A 14792-nucleotide genomic window follows, 5' to 3' on the forward strand; every position below is an offset into this window, starting at 1 on the left:
CTCCAAACTCCAAACTCCAAACTCCAAACTCCAAACTCCAAACTCCAAACTCCAAACTCCAAACTCCTAACTCCTAACTCCTAACTCCTAACTCCTAATGCCCCATTCCCAATTTAGGAAAATTTACCCTGCATAAGGGTTGCCAATTCTGTCTACAGAGACGTTGGAGGAGAATGGCAGACGACCGGGATTTAAGCGTGGTTCGGCTGCATAGCCAACAGGGACTAAAACAGCGATCGCTAAATCTGGATTATCCCCAGCACCAATTACTTGCTTTACCTGATCCTCAATCCAACCGTTCATAAAACAAGTGGATAATCCCAGACTTTCTGCTGCTAACACCAAATGGGTAGCAGCAATAATCGCATCTTTGATGGCATACTCCCGTTGCTTGTCTCCTAGCCCCTGTTGAAATTGCGGAATAGCTGTTTTAAAATAATTTGCCGTACCTTCATTCCATGCCCCAGTTGCAAGAGCCTGTTCAATGATCGGGTTCAAGTTTTTTTCAGATGCAGTTGCATCAGCAGCAAACACAAAGGTAACTGGTGCTTGGACAATTTGCTGTTGATTCCACGATGCTGCTGATAAGGCTGCTTTTTGTGCCTCATCTTGCACGAGAATAATTTGCCAGCCCTGGATATTATAGCTGCTGGGCGCTGCCACGGTTAACTCTACCAGTTGTTTGAGCAGTTCTGGGGCAATGGGGTCTGTTTTAAAAGTTTTGATGGAACGACGTTTAGCGATCGCACTAGGTACATCTAAAGGCTGGGTTTGGATGACGGTACTCATGAGATTCTCTTGATAGTTGGATGATGACCAAATAATTCGTAATTAGCATACAAGCAAATGTATTTATTCATGAAACAAAAATAAAAATTATTTCTTATTTCCGAACAAACAACTTATAGTACGCCCAAGGGAAAATTACGAATTACGAATTAAGCTGTTGGACATTTCACTTGCATATTACCTGGAATTAAAACTCCTGTGGGGTGGGCAACATGAGCGCCCTAGTTATGCAAATTAAAAGTACATTAGCTTACGAATTACGAATTACACATTAGCTACCGGTTCATTAGCAGCCGACCAAAATGGATAGTCTGTATATCCCTGTTCACCGCCACCATAAAAGCTTGCCTGATTTGGTTGATTTAGTGGTGCATTCAAAGCCAAGCGTCGAGGTAAATCGGGATTTGATATAAATAATGTCCCAAAGGCAACTAAATCTGCGGCTTTGTTTGCCAGTACAGCATCGCCTTTTTCACGAGTATAACCACCATTGACGATGAGTGTACCTGTAAAGCGATCGCGTATATGACTGGTGGGTACAATTATCCCGCCATGTCTGATATCTGCCTCTGTTGCCTCATAAATATGTAGATATGCCAAATTAAACTGGTTCAATGCTTGAGCCGCATAACCAAATGTCTTCAAAGGATTGGAGTCATGGATATCGTTAAAAGTCCCACTAGGAGAGAAACGTACCCCAACTCGGTTAGAATCCCACACACTAGTTACCGCCTCTGTTACTTCCAACAGGAATCGGGCACGATTTTCAATGTCACCCCCATATTTATCTGTACGTTGATTAGTACCATCCCGAAGAAATTGATCTATTAAATAACCATTAGCTGAGTGAATTTCCACTCCATCAAACCCAGCTGCTAGAGCATTTGCCGCTCCCTGACGGTACTGTTCGACAATCTGCGGTATTTCCGACGTTTCTAAAGCACGGGGAGTAACAAAAGGTTTTGGCCCCTCATAAGTTGCAGCCTCACCTTTAGGAGCGATCGCAGAAGGTGCTACAGGTAAAACTCCATTCGGTTGTAAGTCAGGATGAGAAATTCTGCCGACGTGCCATAGTTGCAGGAAAATTCTTCCTCCCTGCTGATGTACGGCATCGGTTACTAACTTCCATCCCTCCACCTGTTCTGGTGAATGAATTCCTGGTGTCGCGGGATAGCCCTGTCCTTCAGGAGTTACCTGTGTTGCTTCAGAAATAATCAGTCCAGCAGAAGCACGTTGAGTATAGTAGGTAGCATTAAGTTCGTATGGGACGTTTCCCTTACCTGCCCTATTTCGGGTTAAGGGTGCCATCACTATCCGGTTAGGTAATTCCAGATTCCCTAATTGGTAAGGAGAGAATAAGTTGATATCAGTTGTCATTGGTTATATCTCCAAATTATTTTTAGTCATTGGGAATTGGGCATTAGGAGTGCTGAGTTAGGAGTTAGGAGTTAGGAGTTAGGAGTTAGGAGTTTTGTTTATCCCCCTCATCTCCCCAATCCCCAGTCCCCAATCCCCAGTCCCCAATCCCCAGTCCCCAATCCCCAGTCCCCAATCCCCAGTCCCCAGTCCCTAAACAATCGACCGAATAACGCCACCATCTACCCGTAAAGCTGCACCATTAGTTGCTGATGCTACGGGACTAGAAAGATAAACTACGATCGCTGCTACTTCTTCATTAGTTGCAAAGCGTTTAATTAAGGAACTTGGACGCACATTTTGAAAAAACTCCGCCTCAACTTCCGTTGGACTAATACCACGTTCCTGCGCTAGTTGAGAAATAAACTCTTCAACGCCTTCGGAGCGCGTTGGCCCTGGTAGGACTGAGTTTACTGTGACTCCAGTGCCCACAGTCATTTCTGCTAGACCTCGGGCAATCGCTAGTTGCGCTGTCTTGGTTGTACCGTAGTGAATCATTTCCACTGGGATCTGAATAGCAGATTCGCTGGAGATAAAAATTATCCGTCCCCAGTTTTGCTCTAGCTGCTTTTGCAGATATTGCCGACTCAAACGGACTCCACTGAGGACGTTAACCTCAAATATGTTTAACCAGTCTTTATCAGTAATATCAAAGAAGGTTTTTGGCTCATAAATACCTAAATTGTTGATGAGAATATCAACGTGAGGAACTTTTTCAAAAAGTTGCTCTACCCCTGATGCGGTGCCGGTGTCAGCAACAACACCGGAAACTTTCGCATCAGGTGTACTTTGCTGAATTTTAGCGATCGCTTGAGCTACTCTTTCTTCAGACCGACCATTGATAATTACTGATGCACCCTCTTGAGCTAGCCCAAGAGCGATCGCCAAACCAATGCCTGCGGTTGAGCCACTCACCAATGCGGATTTACCATGCAGTTTCAAGTCCATTTCGCTCTTTCCCCGTTAGTTGAAACAGAATGATCTGGGACTGGGGACTAGGAAGTAGGGGAGATGAGGGAGATGAGGGAGATGAGGGAGATGAGGGAGATGAGGGAGATGAGGGGGATAAACAAAACTCCTCACTCCTCACTCCTCACTCAGCACTCAGCACTCAGCACTCCTAACGCCCAATGCCCCATGCCCACCACTCAAATTAAAGATGCTGTGCTAAGGTCTTATTCAAGGTAGTTTTTGGTACTGCCCCGACGACAGTATCGACCTGCCGACCTCCCTTAAAAACCATCAGCGTCGGAATGCTGCGAATTCCGTAATGGCTAGCGACAGTAGGATTTTGATCTGTGTTCAGCTTCACAAATTTCACCTGTCCTTCGTATTCAGCAGCAACTTCATCGACGACTGGACCCACCATCCGGCAAGGGCCGCACCACGGTGCCCAAAAGTCCACTAATACCGGAATTTCACTTTCCAAGACTTCTTGCTTGAATGTGGCTTCTGTGACATTTGTAATGGATGACATAAATTGCCTTCCTAATTAATTCTATAATTCGATAATATCGAATAATAAAAGTATATGCCACCTGATGAGATAATGCAACTATGAGATTTCTTTATCATCCAGATCGAAAAAATATTTCTTTACCGGGAGTCTTGTATGCATTGGGCGATCCGGTGCGGCTGGAGATTGTGCGGCTGCTGGCGACTGAGGGGGAACAATGCTGTGCCAAGTTTGATTTTGCGATCGCTAAGTCTACCATGTCCAATCACTTCAAGATTTTGCGGGAGTCGGGGATAGTCTTGACACGCAAAGAGGGGACACATCATATTAACATACTACGGCGTGAAGATTTAGAGATGCTGTTTCCAGGGTTGCTGGATGCTGTATTGAAAGCGGCTCAACCATTACCTGTTAGCCCTGCGAGTACTAAACAAATAGCTTCAAGGATTTAGGGGCATTGGGTATTGGGAATGGATTGTTTAAGAATCTGCTCGTTTTTCTTTCTGTATTTTTAGATGAGCAAAAATATCATGTTGTTCTCGAAAAGTACCAATAGTTCTGCCGGAAAGCTGAGAAACCTCTGTGAGTGTATTTCTACTGCCTCTTGACAAAACCTCAAAAACCTTAACTTGTCACGAATCGTACAACCCTTGAATACGGAATCCCAGTGTTAATAATTTTCTCCCGCTGGGAATAATTAAACTAGAACCCCTTTCACGATAGAACGGGGGTCAATACTGCTCGGATAAGCAGGGGAGGCTGGCGTTGCAGGGGAAGCAAAACTCTTCCCCTGCTCAAGAACAGCTTGCCTCAACCAAGAAATTCCAAAACCTACGCAGTATTGGAACGGGGGTGACGCTAATTTTATAACTTTATAGTCAAAAATCAATGCCAAATTGTACTGGATATCAAATCAACTCGACTCTCCACGAAGGAATTCAAACAATTATTTATCAAACACAAAGGCCAAAGACGCAACAGCGAGTTATCCTCAAGCTGCTTAAAAATGAATATCCGACTCTTGAAGCCTTTACTCGTATTAAAAACGAGTACCAAATTCAGCAAGGTTTAGACCATCCCAATATAGTTAAAGCTATCAGTCTAGAAACCTTTGAAAATCGTGTAGGACTGTTGTTAGAAGACTTCGGTGGTCAGTCTTTAACTCAACTGCTACAAATAGAAAAACTCGACTTAATTAACCATTTTAAAATTGCCATTCAACTGACTAAAGCCTTAGACTATTTACATAAACACCAGATTATTCATAAAGATATTAAGCCTAGTAACATCATCATTAACTCCCAGACAGGTATTGTTAAACTCACTGACTTTGGTATTGCCTCCCGCCTCAATAAAGAAAATCCCCAATTTAATAACCCTAACTGCGTTGAAGGCACACTCGCCTATATGTCTCCTGAACAAACTGGGAGAATGAATCGCATTCTTGATTATCGCACTGACTTTTATTCTCTTGGTGTGACTTTATATGAAATGCTCACTGATAAAACACCATTTTTTAGCCAAGACCCCCTAGAAATAGTTTATAGTCACATTGCTGTTCAACCAATCAACCCGCAGTCATTAAATTCACAAATTCCTACCGCCGTCTCTGAAATTGTGATGAAGCTGATGGCAAAAAATGCGGAAGACAGATATCAAAGTGCCACAGGATTATTAGCAGATTTAGAATTATGTCTCAATCAATTGGAAACCAAGGGAATCATTACTGATTTTCTTCCAGGTCGTTTAGATGTCTTGAGCCAGTTATTAATTCCTCAAAAATTGTATGGTCGTGAAGAACAAGTTAATGAACTGTTAGCTGCGTTTGAGCGCGTTGCTAACCCCCCTGAATCCTGCCTTGGTAAGGGGGGACTAAGGGGGGTAGAAATGATGCTAGTTTCTGGCTATTCTGGTATTGGCAAATCAGTTTTAGTCAATGAAGTTAATAAACCCATTACCCGCAGACAAGGTTACTTTATTTCTGGTAAATTTGACCAATTAAAGCGGAATATACCTTATGCTTCTTTAATTCAAGCTTTTGCTTACTTAATGCGGTATCTGTTGACAGAAAATAATGAACAAATAGAAATATGGCGTCATAAAATCTTATCAGCTTTAGGAACAAATGGAAAAGTCATTACTGATGTAATTCCAGAAGTAGAATTAATCATTGGTACACAGCCGGAAGTTGCCCAAATTGGGGCAACAGAATCACAAAATCGTTTCAATCATGTTTTTAAAGAATTTATCCAAGTTTTTACTCAAAAAGAACACCCACTAGTCATCTTTTTAGATGATTTGCAATGGGCAGATTCAGCTACTTTAAATCTAATTCAACTGCTCATAACTGATACCGACAGCAAATATTTTTTATTTATTGGGGCATATAGGGATAATGAAGTTAGTTCAGCACATCCTTTAATCCAAAAGATAGAAGAAATTAAGAACAGCGGCACGGTTGTTAATAATCTTGTATTGCAACCTTTAAATTTAGATAATGTAACTCAGCTAGTTGCCGAGACTCTCCAAGAAACAGAGGTTAACCAGAATGAAGAAATTGGAATTTTTAACAAGGAAATTATTAAGCTAGCTGAGCTAATTTGTAATAAGACAGGTGGTAATCCATTTTTTATAACACAATTAATTCAAGTACTTTATCAAGAAAAGCTGTTAACATTTGACTTTAGTAAGGCTAAATGGCAGTGGAGTTTAGAAGATATTCAAGCAATTGGCATTACCGATAAAAATGTCGTTGAGTTAGTTGCCAGTAGAGTTGAAAAACTACCAAAGTTCACCCAAGAGGTTTTAAAACTAGCAGCTTGTGTGGGTGACAGATTTAGCCTGGATGTTTTAGCGATAGTTAATGAAAAATCACCTTCTCTAACAGCAAATGATTTACACTCAGCTTTACAAGCGGGATTGATTCTGCCTTTAAGTGAAGCTTATCGTATTCCTTTGGTTTTTAATCAAGAAGAAGCGGTTAATTTAAATTTTGACACTTCACGGGTGGGTTACAAGTTCCTACATGATAGAGTACAACAAGCAGCATATTCGTTAATTCCAGAAGAACTGAAGAAATCTACTCACCTGAAAATTGGGCAATTGCTTCTCCAAAATATACCCAAAGAGGAAGTAGAAGCTAATATTTTTGATATTGTTAATCAGTTGAATGTAGGTATTGTTAACATAGAGCAATCTGAAAAAACTGAATTGGCACGATTAAATTTAGTTGCCGGACGAAAAGCTAAAGCTTCTACAGCTTACGAAGCGGCTCTTAAATACTTCACAAATGGGATAGAACTTTTAAATATAGACGCTTGGCAAAATGAATATACCTTAACCATCGGTTTATATGAAGGAGCCGCAGAGGCAGCCTATCTAGGTGGTGATTTTGAGCAGATGCAAAAATGGGCTGAGGTTGTGCAGCAAGAAGCCAAAATTCTTCTAGATAAAGTGAAAGTCTATGAAGTGCAGATTATCGCTTCTATCATTCAAAGCAAACAACTGGAAGCTATTCAAATAGCAGTATCAATTCTGCAATTGTTAGGAATAAGTTTTCCAGAGGAGCCGACATCAACTGATATTCAGCAGGGGATGGATGAAATCGCTGCTTCTTTGAAAGGGAAGGCCATTGCAGATTTAATTAACTTACCATTAATGACCGATCCTAACAAGATTGCAGCCATGAGAATCTTAATGAGAGTTCTCCCTGCGGCTTTTCAAACGGCTCCTGCAATGATGCCAATTATTGTTTGTAAAATGGTCAATTTGTCCTTAAGGTATGGCAATACGGCTGTATCTGCCTATGGTTATAGTCTTTACGGATTACTTCTTTGTGGAGTTCAAGGAGAAATTAATTCTGGCTATGAATTTGGGAAGTTAGCTTCTAGTTTAGTGTCACAATTTAATGCTGAAGAACTCAAGGCGAAGATTCTGACAGTTGTTAGTGCCCATGTTATGCATTGGAAAGAGCATGTTAGAGAGACATTAACATCATCAATGTCAGGGTATTCTAGCGGTCTGGAAACTGGAGATTTAGAATATGCTGGCTATTGTGGTTACATTTATCCCTATCATTCATTTTGGCTGGGTAAGGAACTTTGGGTTCTCGAAAAAGAACTGATAGCTTATTGTGATTCGCTGAAAAAAATTAAGCAGCAAGTAGCTTTCACTTGGAACTCAGTATATTTACAAACAGTTCTGAACTTGAAAGGAAGTTTTGAAAATGTGGACTGTTTAATTGGAGAAGCCTACAACGAGCAAAGGATGCTGCCAGTTCATCAGCAAGTAAATGACCTTTACACAATTAACCATTTATTTGTTAATAAGCTAATGCTTTCTTACATATTTGGGGACTATTTTAAAGCTGTAGAAAATGCTGCGATCGCAGAAAAATCTTTAGGTGGTGTTACAGGCTTGTTTGTTGTTCCACTGTTTTATTTTTACGATTCTTTAGCCCATTTGGCAATATATCATACTGCCCAAGAGTCTGACAAGCAAGCTATTCTGGAAAAAGTCCGAGCTAATCAGCAAAAGATGGAACTCTGGGCTACTCATGCTCCCACAAATCACTTACACAGATTTTATCTCGTGGAGGCAGAAAGGTATCACGTTTTGGGTCAAAAACTTGAGGCGATGGACTACTATGAACACTCTATTGCCAAATCTCAAGAAAATGGTTTTCTCCAAGAAGAAGCTTTAGCTTATGAGTTAGCTGGAAAATTTTATCAATCTCTAGGTAAAGAATTAATTCATCAAACTTACGTAACTAAAGCCTATTATGCCTGCATTCGTTGGGGTGCGATCGCTAAAGTTAAATACTTAGAATCCAATTATGCTTTTCTAGTAGGACAAACTACTACGGTAGAAAACACTACTTCAAAAATGGATACAATTCATCTTACCACTAACACTACTACCAATAACAGCCTGAGCGATTTTCTAGATTTTAATGCATTCATTAAGTTTTCACAAGCGATTACCAATGAAATTGTTTTAGAAAATTTATTGGGCAAGCTGATCAAAATTTTACTAGAGAATGCTGCTGCCCAAAAAGCAGTACTACTCCTACTTAAAGATAATCACTTATATATCGAAGCTTCTGGAAATGCTACTGACGAGGTGGTGACGGTTTTACGCTCGATTCCTGTTGAAACCTATCAGGATTTACCGCTCTCTGTGATTAATTATGTTTCCCGAACTCAGCAATATATTGTATTAAATGATGCAACAGTTACAGAACCATTTAACTTTGATATCTATATTCAGAAATCTCAAACAAAATCAATTTTTTGTTTGCCCATTATGTATCAATCACAGCTTACTGGTATTATTTACTTAGAGAACCAATTATCATCAGGAGCTTTTGTTTTAGAAAGAGTAGAGGTATTAAAAGTCTTAGTTTCGCAAATGGCAATTGCTATAGAAAATGCCAGCTTGTACACAAGGGCACAAGACAAATCTAGGGAATTAGAACAATCCATAAAAGATTTACAAGAGGCGCAGCTACAACTTATCCAAGGTGAAAAAATGTCTTCTCTGGGAAATCTAGTTGCAGGTGTAGCACACGAAATCAACAATCCCATTGGTTTTATTACAGGTAGTATTGCTCAAGCCAAAGATATTGTTAAAGATTTAATAGAGTATCTGCAACTATATCGAGAAAAATTCCCCAATCCTGGTGCTGAAATTGAAGAAAAATCCGAAGAGATAGATATAGATTTCTTGCTAAAAGATTTACCCAAAATGATTGATGGTATGACAGTAGGGACACAGCGCATTCGTAATATTAGTACCTCTCTCCGTACTTTTTCCCGCGCTGATACTACCTCGAAAGTATTAGCTAATATCCACGAAGGTATTGATAGTACTTTGTTGATTTTACAGCATCGTCTAAAAGCCGATCATAATCGTCCTGCTATTACAATTATTAAACATTATGCAGATATTCCATCAGTAAAATGCTATTTGGGACAATTAAATCAGGTGTTTATGAATATTCTTGCAAATGCAATTGATGCTTTAGAAGAAGCAAATATCGGCCGTGGTTTTTTAGAAATTCAAGAAACATATCCTAATATTATCACCATTGAAACTAATGTGGCGATAGATAATAAAAATGTAGTAATTAAGATTCAAGATAATGCCAAAGGAATGGCAGAAGAAGTTAAAGCCTGTATTTTTGATAATTTATTTACTACCAAATGTGTAGGAAAGGGGACGGGATTAGGATTATCTATTAGTCGGCAAATTATAGTAGAAAATCATGGTGGAAGTTTGATTTGTGAATCAGTCTTGGAACAAGGAACACAATTTATAATTTCTATTCCCATTTTGGGAGAATAATATCTTATATATATAGCAATCCTAAATGATTCGCAATAAACAAGATCCCCGACTTCTCAAAGAAGTCGGGGATCTGCGGGTTGCAACTCTCAAAAATCAGATAAAATTGCCATATAACAATTATATTTGAGTTGTGTAACCTGGGAACATAAAGATTATTTTTGCGTTAATAAAAATATAAAATTACTAATTTTACTACTTAATCAAATCAACATAAATATAGTTACTGTCCGCATGTATAAACTTAATAATCAACTGTTATAACTAAATTATATGCATCAATTATTGTACTAACTTGACATTGACAAATAAATCATTTTTCTGGCTGAAGAACAGGCAATATCTATCTTGCTTCAAAATAATTTTAGCCTATTTTAATAAGCTAAAACATTCAGTCAAAACTTGAGTTTTTAACAAGTTACAAGATGCAAAAATCCTAAAAATTAAGGTGACTATCTGTGGAAAAAAGAAGAGAAAATGGGCGGATAGTTTCAAAGGCTATCTCGTTTCTGTTAAATCGTATAACTTTGGTTGTAATTGCAGTCACTCTTGTGCTATTTATTGGAGGTAGGTTTGAACTGGCAAGCGCAACTCAACCTAATGCAGAATTTGAGATCCAACAATTAACATCCTGTTATTCGTTGGGAACTGATGCCATTGGTAGAGGAAATCTCCCAGAGGGAAAGAATATTTATCGAGATTGTTTTACTCAAAATGCAGTCCTCACTGCTATTTTTCCTGATGGGACAACTCAAACAAGTTATGGGACTGATGCTTGGGCAGATTTTGTCTATTCAGTATTTCAAGGAAACGGTTATACAGCTACCCAACACTTGATGGGTACGATAAACATTTCATTTAAAAATGGTAAAGTAGCAATGTCTTCTTACCTTCATGCGACTCATAAACGTTCGGAAACTAGTATTGATGTCGCTAATGGCACTTATGAAGATGAAGTTGTGAACGAAAGGGGGCGCTGGAAAATTAGTAAACGTACTCTCAAACTCATCGATTTCTTGAACCTCAGTTCACCGACGATCGATTCCTCAACCACTAATTCTTCAACCAATAATGCCGGAAGCAATAATTCTTCAACTACCTTTGTAAGACCAAAAATGTCTGGCTTCAAGCACTAGTTTTTCACACACACGATACAAGGCAAAAATAAATAAAAAGTAGTAATTACTTTTTATTTATTTTTTTTGATGTATGAGTAAAGAAGTTCGCAATCGCTCTGAGGATTTACAATTAAGCATGGACTATTCCCGTGACTTCCATTATTTACAATAACGACAGTAATGCCCATCCGTGGACAAACCCCTAAACAACTGCTGCTAACAACCCGAAATTCACCCCATAATCCCTCAAACTTTAAACGAGATTTCAACCAATTCTCTAAATCTTCGGAGGCGGTTGAGCTTTTAGTAGTTCGATGAGAGCTATTTGACCGCTCGTTTGCACATTGTGAACACACAAGCACCAAACCAGACTCCCATCGGGGAGAAACATTGGGAATAGAAATATCTAACGGGCGAGAATTTATTAAGGGCAATGGTTGCTGAGAATTGGATGCAAACCTCTTGAGGATACGTTGGAGCAATGTCTTAATACGCTGGATCAGTTTTTTCATGGACGACCCTACTTACTTCTCTCTCTGAGAGAATAATATAAGTTTCCCGTTTAGTCTGTTCTAATAGATCGTTAACTGATTTATGCCTCTATGATTCGCTCGTCATTAATTCTCAATAAAAACCTAATTTTCGCGAGAATGTTAAGAGCTAAATTGTTAAGTATGCCTGACCAGTAATAGAAGCAATGATTGATTTGTTTAATAGACATCTCCGAAAATGAATGTAGAGACGTAGCAGTGCTACGTCTCTACAAGGACTCTGGATAACGCATATTTAATTTCTGGAGATGTCTAATGTGTAACTGCTGTTCAGATCAAGATACAACCTAGCAATTATCTGCTTGCTTTCAAAGTCATTAATTGTGGCACATTTGAATGTGGCACAATTAACTGAAATTTCACTGGAATTTCTTCATTAGAATATGTATATATCATTACTACTTTAAAAGCCTGTTGGAGGGCTACTATGAAATACTGTTGCCCCCGACTTCAGTTTCGCGGTGGATGGCTATTGGCTATATTTACTGCCATCACAGCTACCCCTGCAATAGCAGAGACAGCAAACTTTGGTACTTTCAACTTATCAGCAAATTTTAATCCAGCACAAGGAATAGTGCAGGGGTTTACAGGTGGTTCTTACTCATTGTCTGCTATAAGTAACCGCGATCGCGATCAAAAAGCCTGTATTGGTTTTGCCGATCCCAATCCAGATCACATTATGGTTTTGGAAAAGGACTTTTCTCAGTTGACAATCCAAGTGGATAGCAACAACACGGACACTACTTTACTGATTCAAGGCCCAGATCAAGCGACAATTCGTTGCGGCGATGATACTGGCAAGAGTAAAGATGCTAGCGTTAGCGATCACAACTGGAAAAGTGGCACTTATCGGATTTGGGTAGGTACATTTAATCCTGGAGTCAAGCGAGATTATACTCTAAAAGTGGAGCAGCAGTAATGGGGATGAGGGAGATGAGGGGGATGAGGGGGATGAGGGGGATGAGGGAGAAGTTGCAGTAAGTTTTTCCCCTCCGCCCAATGCCCAATGCCCAATAGACATCTCCAGAAATTAAATATGCGTTATCCAGAGTCCTTGTAGAGACGTAGCAGTGCTACGTCTCTACATTCATTTTCACCAGATGTCTAATGCCCAATGCCCCATGCCCAATGCCCAATGCCCCATTCCCAATTTTTACGTGTAACACCTGAGAGGATAATATGGGATAGTAGCTTGTTGTGCTTTCCGAGGGTGCTATCTCGTGCTATCTATACTGCGTGCTGACTTTCGTATCATATTTGAACGTGACCCAGCTGCTCGTAACTGGTTGGAAGTTTTATTTTGTTACCCTGGTTTGCAAGCCCTGCTATTCCATAGGCTGGCTCACTGGCTGTATACTATTGGTCTTCCTTTGATTCCGCGCCTGATTTCTCACCTGGCTCGGTTCTTGACTGGAATTGAAATCCATCCTGGTGCAGCAATTGGGCAAAGTGTGTTTATTGACCACGGTATGGGTGTAGTGATTGGTGAAACTGCGATCGTGGGAGACTATGCCCTAATTTACCAAGGTGTCACCCTGGGGGGTACTGGTAAAGAATGTGGCAAGCGCCATCCCACTGTGGGCGAAAATGTTGTAGTCGGAGCTGGAGCGAAGGTACTGGGCAATATCCAAATTGGCAATAACGTTCGTATTGGTGCTGGGTCTGTTGTTCTCAGGGATGTACCCTCAGACTGCACCGTAGTGGGCGTGCCTGGGCGGATTATATATCGTTCTGGAGTTCGGGTTGCACCTCTTGAACACAATAACTTACCAGATTCCGAAGCTGAAGTAATTCGTGCTTTAGTAGACCGGATTGAGGCGCTGGAAGAACAAATACAAACTCTTCAGCGCACACACCCTTCTGAAAAAACTCCTGTTTTAGTGGGTTGTTTAGTCACTCAAGAAGATGAGTTAACCCACAATACTCGCTGGTGCAACCTCAAGGATAAGACTATCCAGCAATTTCTAGATGGTGCTGGCATTTAAAAAAGTGAGAAGTTAAGAGTGAGGAGTGAGGGATAAAAATCATAAATCTTAGGTTTGCACCTTCCAACTCCTAACTCCGGATTTCTCACCAGATTTATCAAACCGAAGTCGTAGGGGCGGGTTAAGCGAGACATTCATGAATGATAGATCATATCTGTTAACCCGCCCCTACTGCTTGTGAGAAATGCGGGTAACTCCTAATTGACAACATTTAAGAAATTGGTTCAAAAACCATTTGAGGAATCAACACCTCATCTTGTAGTTGTCCAACACCCAAAAAGCGAGTCTCTTCTTCATAAACTCGCACTATCCCAGTAACATCAGAATTTAAAGAAACTCGCTGACCTTGACACCATTTCTGAGCAGATGTTACTGGTAAATTCACAGATAACAAATGTTGTAAAGCTGTATCAGGGGGAAGAGGTTGAAATGTCCCGCCTTGCAGTTTAGTTTCTAGGTCAGTCAAAGTAAGACTATCTGTTAAATCGAAACCACTGCTTTGGGTGCGAATCAAAGCCGCAAGAGTGCCACCGATTTTTAAGATTGCACCTAAGTCACGAGCGATCGCTCTAATATATGTACCAGATCCACAGGCGATCGCCACATCCAATTCGGGAAAATCTCCTTCTCTCCAGTCCAAGATTTCTATGTGAAAAATTTCCACAGTCCGCACTGGAACTTCCACTATTTCACCTTTACGCGCTAAATCGTAGAGACGTTTACCATCCACTTGAATTGCACTGTAACTCGGTGGTATTTGCTCAATCTTGCCTTCAAATTGTGCTAGTGCAGTTTTTACCTCTGCCAAACTCAATCCAGCACAAGGTTGAGAAGTGATGATTTCACCTTCTAAATCATCGGTTGTAGTCCGCACACCCAGGCGAATCGTAGCCTTGTAAGCCTTGTTTCCTGGCAGATATTGCAATAATCTTGTGGCTTTGCCAAGTGCGATCGGCAAAACCCCTGTCGCTGCTGGATCTAAGGTTCCCGCATGACCTACACGTTTGAGGCGCAACAATTTCCGCACCCGCGCCACACAGTCGTGGGAAGTCCAGTCAGATGGCTTGTTTAAGTTGAGAAAACCTTGAAATAACACAAAATCAATACTTACAGCTTCTAAATTCTATTAAAT

General features: G+C 40.3%; 12 protein-coding genes. 6 read left to right on the plus strand and 6 right to left on the minus strand.

Features of this window, described 5'->3' with window-relative positions:
• Positions 1–123 precede the first annotated feature (123 nt).
• From V7K67_RS25560 to V7K67_RS25570, 3 genes are all read right to left on the minus strand, one after another.
• Positions 124–789, minus strand: a complete 666-nt coding sequence (locus V7K67_RS25560) for a nitroreductase family protein (RefSeq protein WP_334733741.1) — start codon at positions 787–789, stop codon at positions 124–126.
• 264 nt (positions 790–1053) lie between these two features.
• Positions 1054–2166 carry an alkene reductase gene (locus V7K67_RS25565; protein WP_335168918.1) on the minus strand — a complete coding sequence of 371 codons (1113 nt, stop codon included), beginning with the start codon at positions 2164–2166 and terminating at the stop codon, positions 1054–1056.
• A 192-nt stretch (positions 2167–2358) separates the two neighbouring features.
• On the minus strand, positions 2359–3153 hold the full coding sequence (locus V7K67_RS25570) for an SDR family NAD(P)-dependent oxidoreductase (RefSeq protein ID WP_335168920.1): 795 nt from the start codon (positions 3151–3153) through the stop codon (positions 2359–2361).
• A gap of 29 nt (positions 3154–3182) precedes the next feature.
• Here V7K67_RS25570 and V7K67_RS25575 point away from each other — a divergent pair, with 29 nt between their 5' ends.
• Complete coding sequence (locus V7K67_RS25575) at positions 3183–3329, plus strand: hypothetical protein (RefSeq protein WP_335168922.1); 147 nt, start codon at positions 3183–3185, stop codon at positions 3327–3329.
• A gap of 29 nt (positions 3330–3358) precedes the next feature.
• Here the strand turns inward: V7K67_RS25575 and trxA are convergent, their stop codons facing one another.
• Positions 3359–3682 (minus strand): thioredoxin, encoded by a 324-nt coding sequence (gene trxA / locus V7K67_RS25580; protein ID WP_012412473.1) that lies wholly within the window; start codon positions 3680–3682, stop codon positions 3359–3361.
• A gap of 80 nt (positions 3683–3762) precedes the next feature.
• Here trxA and V7K67_RS25585 point away from each other — a divergent pair, with 80 nt between their 5' ends.
• The 4 genes from V7K67_RS25585 to V7K67_RS25600 all read left to right on the plus strand — a co-directional run bounded on the left by V7K67_RS25585 (position 3763) and on the right by V7K67_RS25600 (position 12594).
• The gene (locus V7K67_RS25585; RefSeq protein ID WP_334711517.1) at positions 3763–4113 is read left to right on the plus strand and encodes an ArsR/SmtB family transcription factor; all 351 of its coding nucleotides are present in this window, start codon (positions 3763–3765) and stop codon (positions 4111–4113) included.
• 436 nt (positions 4114–4549) lie between these two features.
• The gene (locus tag V7K67_RS25590; RefSeq protein ID WP_335168924.1) at positions 4550–10006 is read left to right on the plus strand and encodes a trifunctional serine/threonine-protein kinase/ATP-binding protein/sensor histidine kinase; all 5457 of its coding nucleotides are present in this window, start codon (positions 4550–4552) and stop codon (positions 10004–10006) included.
• Positions 10007–10464: 458 nt separating this feature from the next.
• Positions 10465–11142: a nuclear transport factor 2 family protein gene (locus tag V7K67_RS25595; protein WP_335168926.1), complete on the plus strand. Its 678-nt coding sequence runs from the start codon at positions 10465–10467 to the stop codon at positions 11140–11142.
• 960 nt (positions 11143–12102) lie between these two features.
• A complete protein-coding gene (locus tag V7K67_RS25600) occupies positions 12103–12594 on the plus strand; it encodes a hypothetical protein (protein ID WP_335168927.1) in 492 nt (163 codons plus the stop codon).
• Here the strand turns inward: V7K67_RS25600 and V7K67_RS25605 are convergent.
• On the minus strand, positions 12574–12696 hold the full coding sequence (locus V7K67_RS25605) for a hypothetical protein (protein WP_334733733.1): 123 nt from the start codon (positions 12694–12696) through the stop codon (positions 12574–12576). The genes V7K67_RS25600 and V7K67_RS25605 overlap by 21 nt on opposite strands.
• Positions 12697–12895: 199 nt before the next feature.
• Here V7K67_RS25605 and cysE point away from each other — a divergent pair, with 199 nt between their 5' ends.
• Positions 12896–13660: a serine O-acetyltransferase gene (gene cysE / locus V7K67_RS25610; protein ID WP_334733732.1), complete on the plus strand. Its 765-nt coding sequence runs from the start codon at positions 12896–12898 to the stop codon at positions 13658–13660.
• 211 nt (positions 13661–13871) lie between these two features.
• Here cysE and truB read toward each other — a convergent pair whose 3' ends face one another.
• The gene (gene truB / locus V7K67_RS25615; RefSeq protein ID WP_334733731.1) at positions 13872–14756 is read right to left on the minus strand and encodes a tRNA pseudouridine(55) synthase TruB; all 885 of its coding nucleotides are present in this window, start codon (positions 14754–14756) and stop codon (positions 13872–13874) included.
• Between the last annotated feature and the right edge of the window lie 36 nt (positions 14757–14792).

The sequence above is a fragment of the Nostoc sp. genome (assembly GCF_036917155.1).
Taxonomy (GTDB): Bacteria; Cyanobacteriota; Cyanobacteriia; order Cyanobacteriales; family Nostocaceae; genus Nostoc.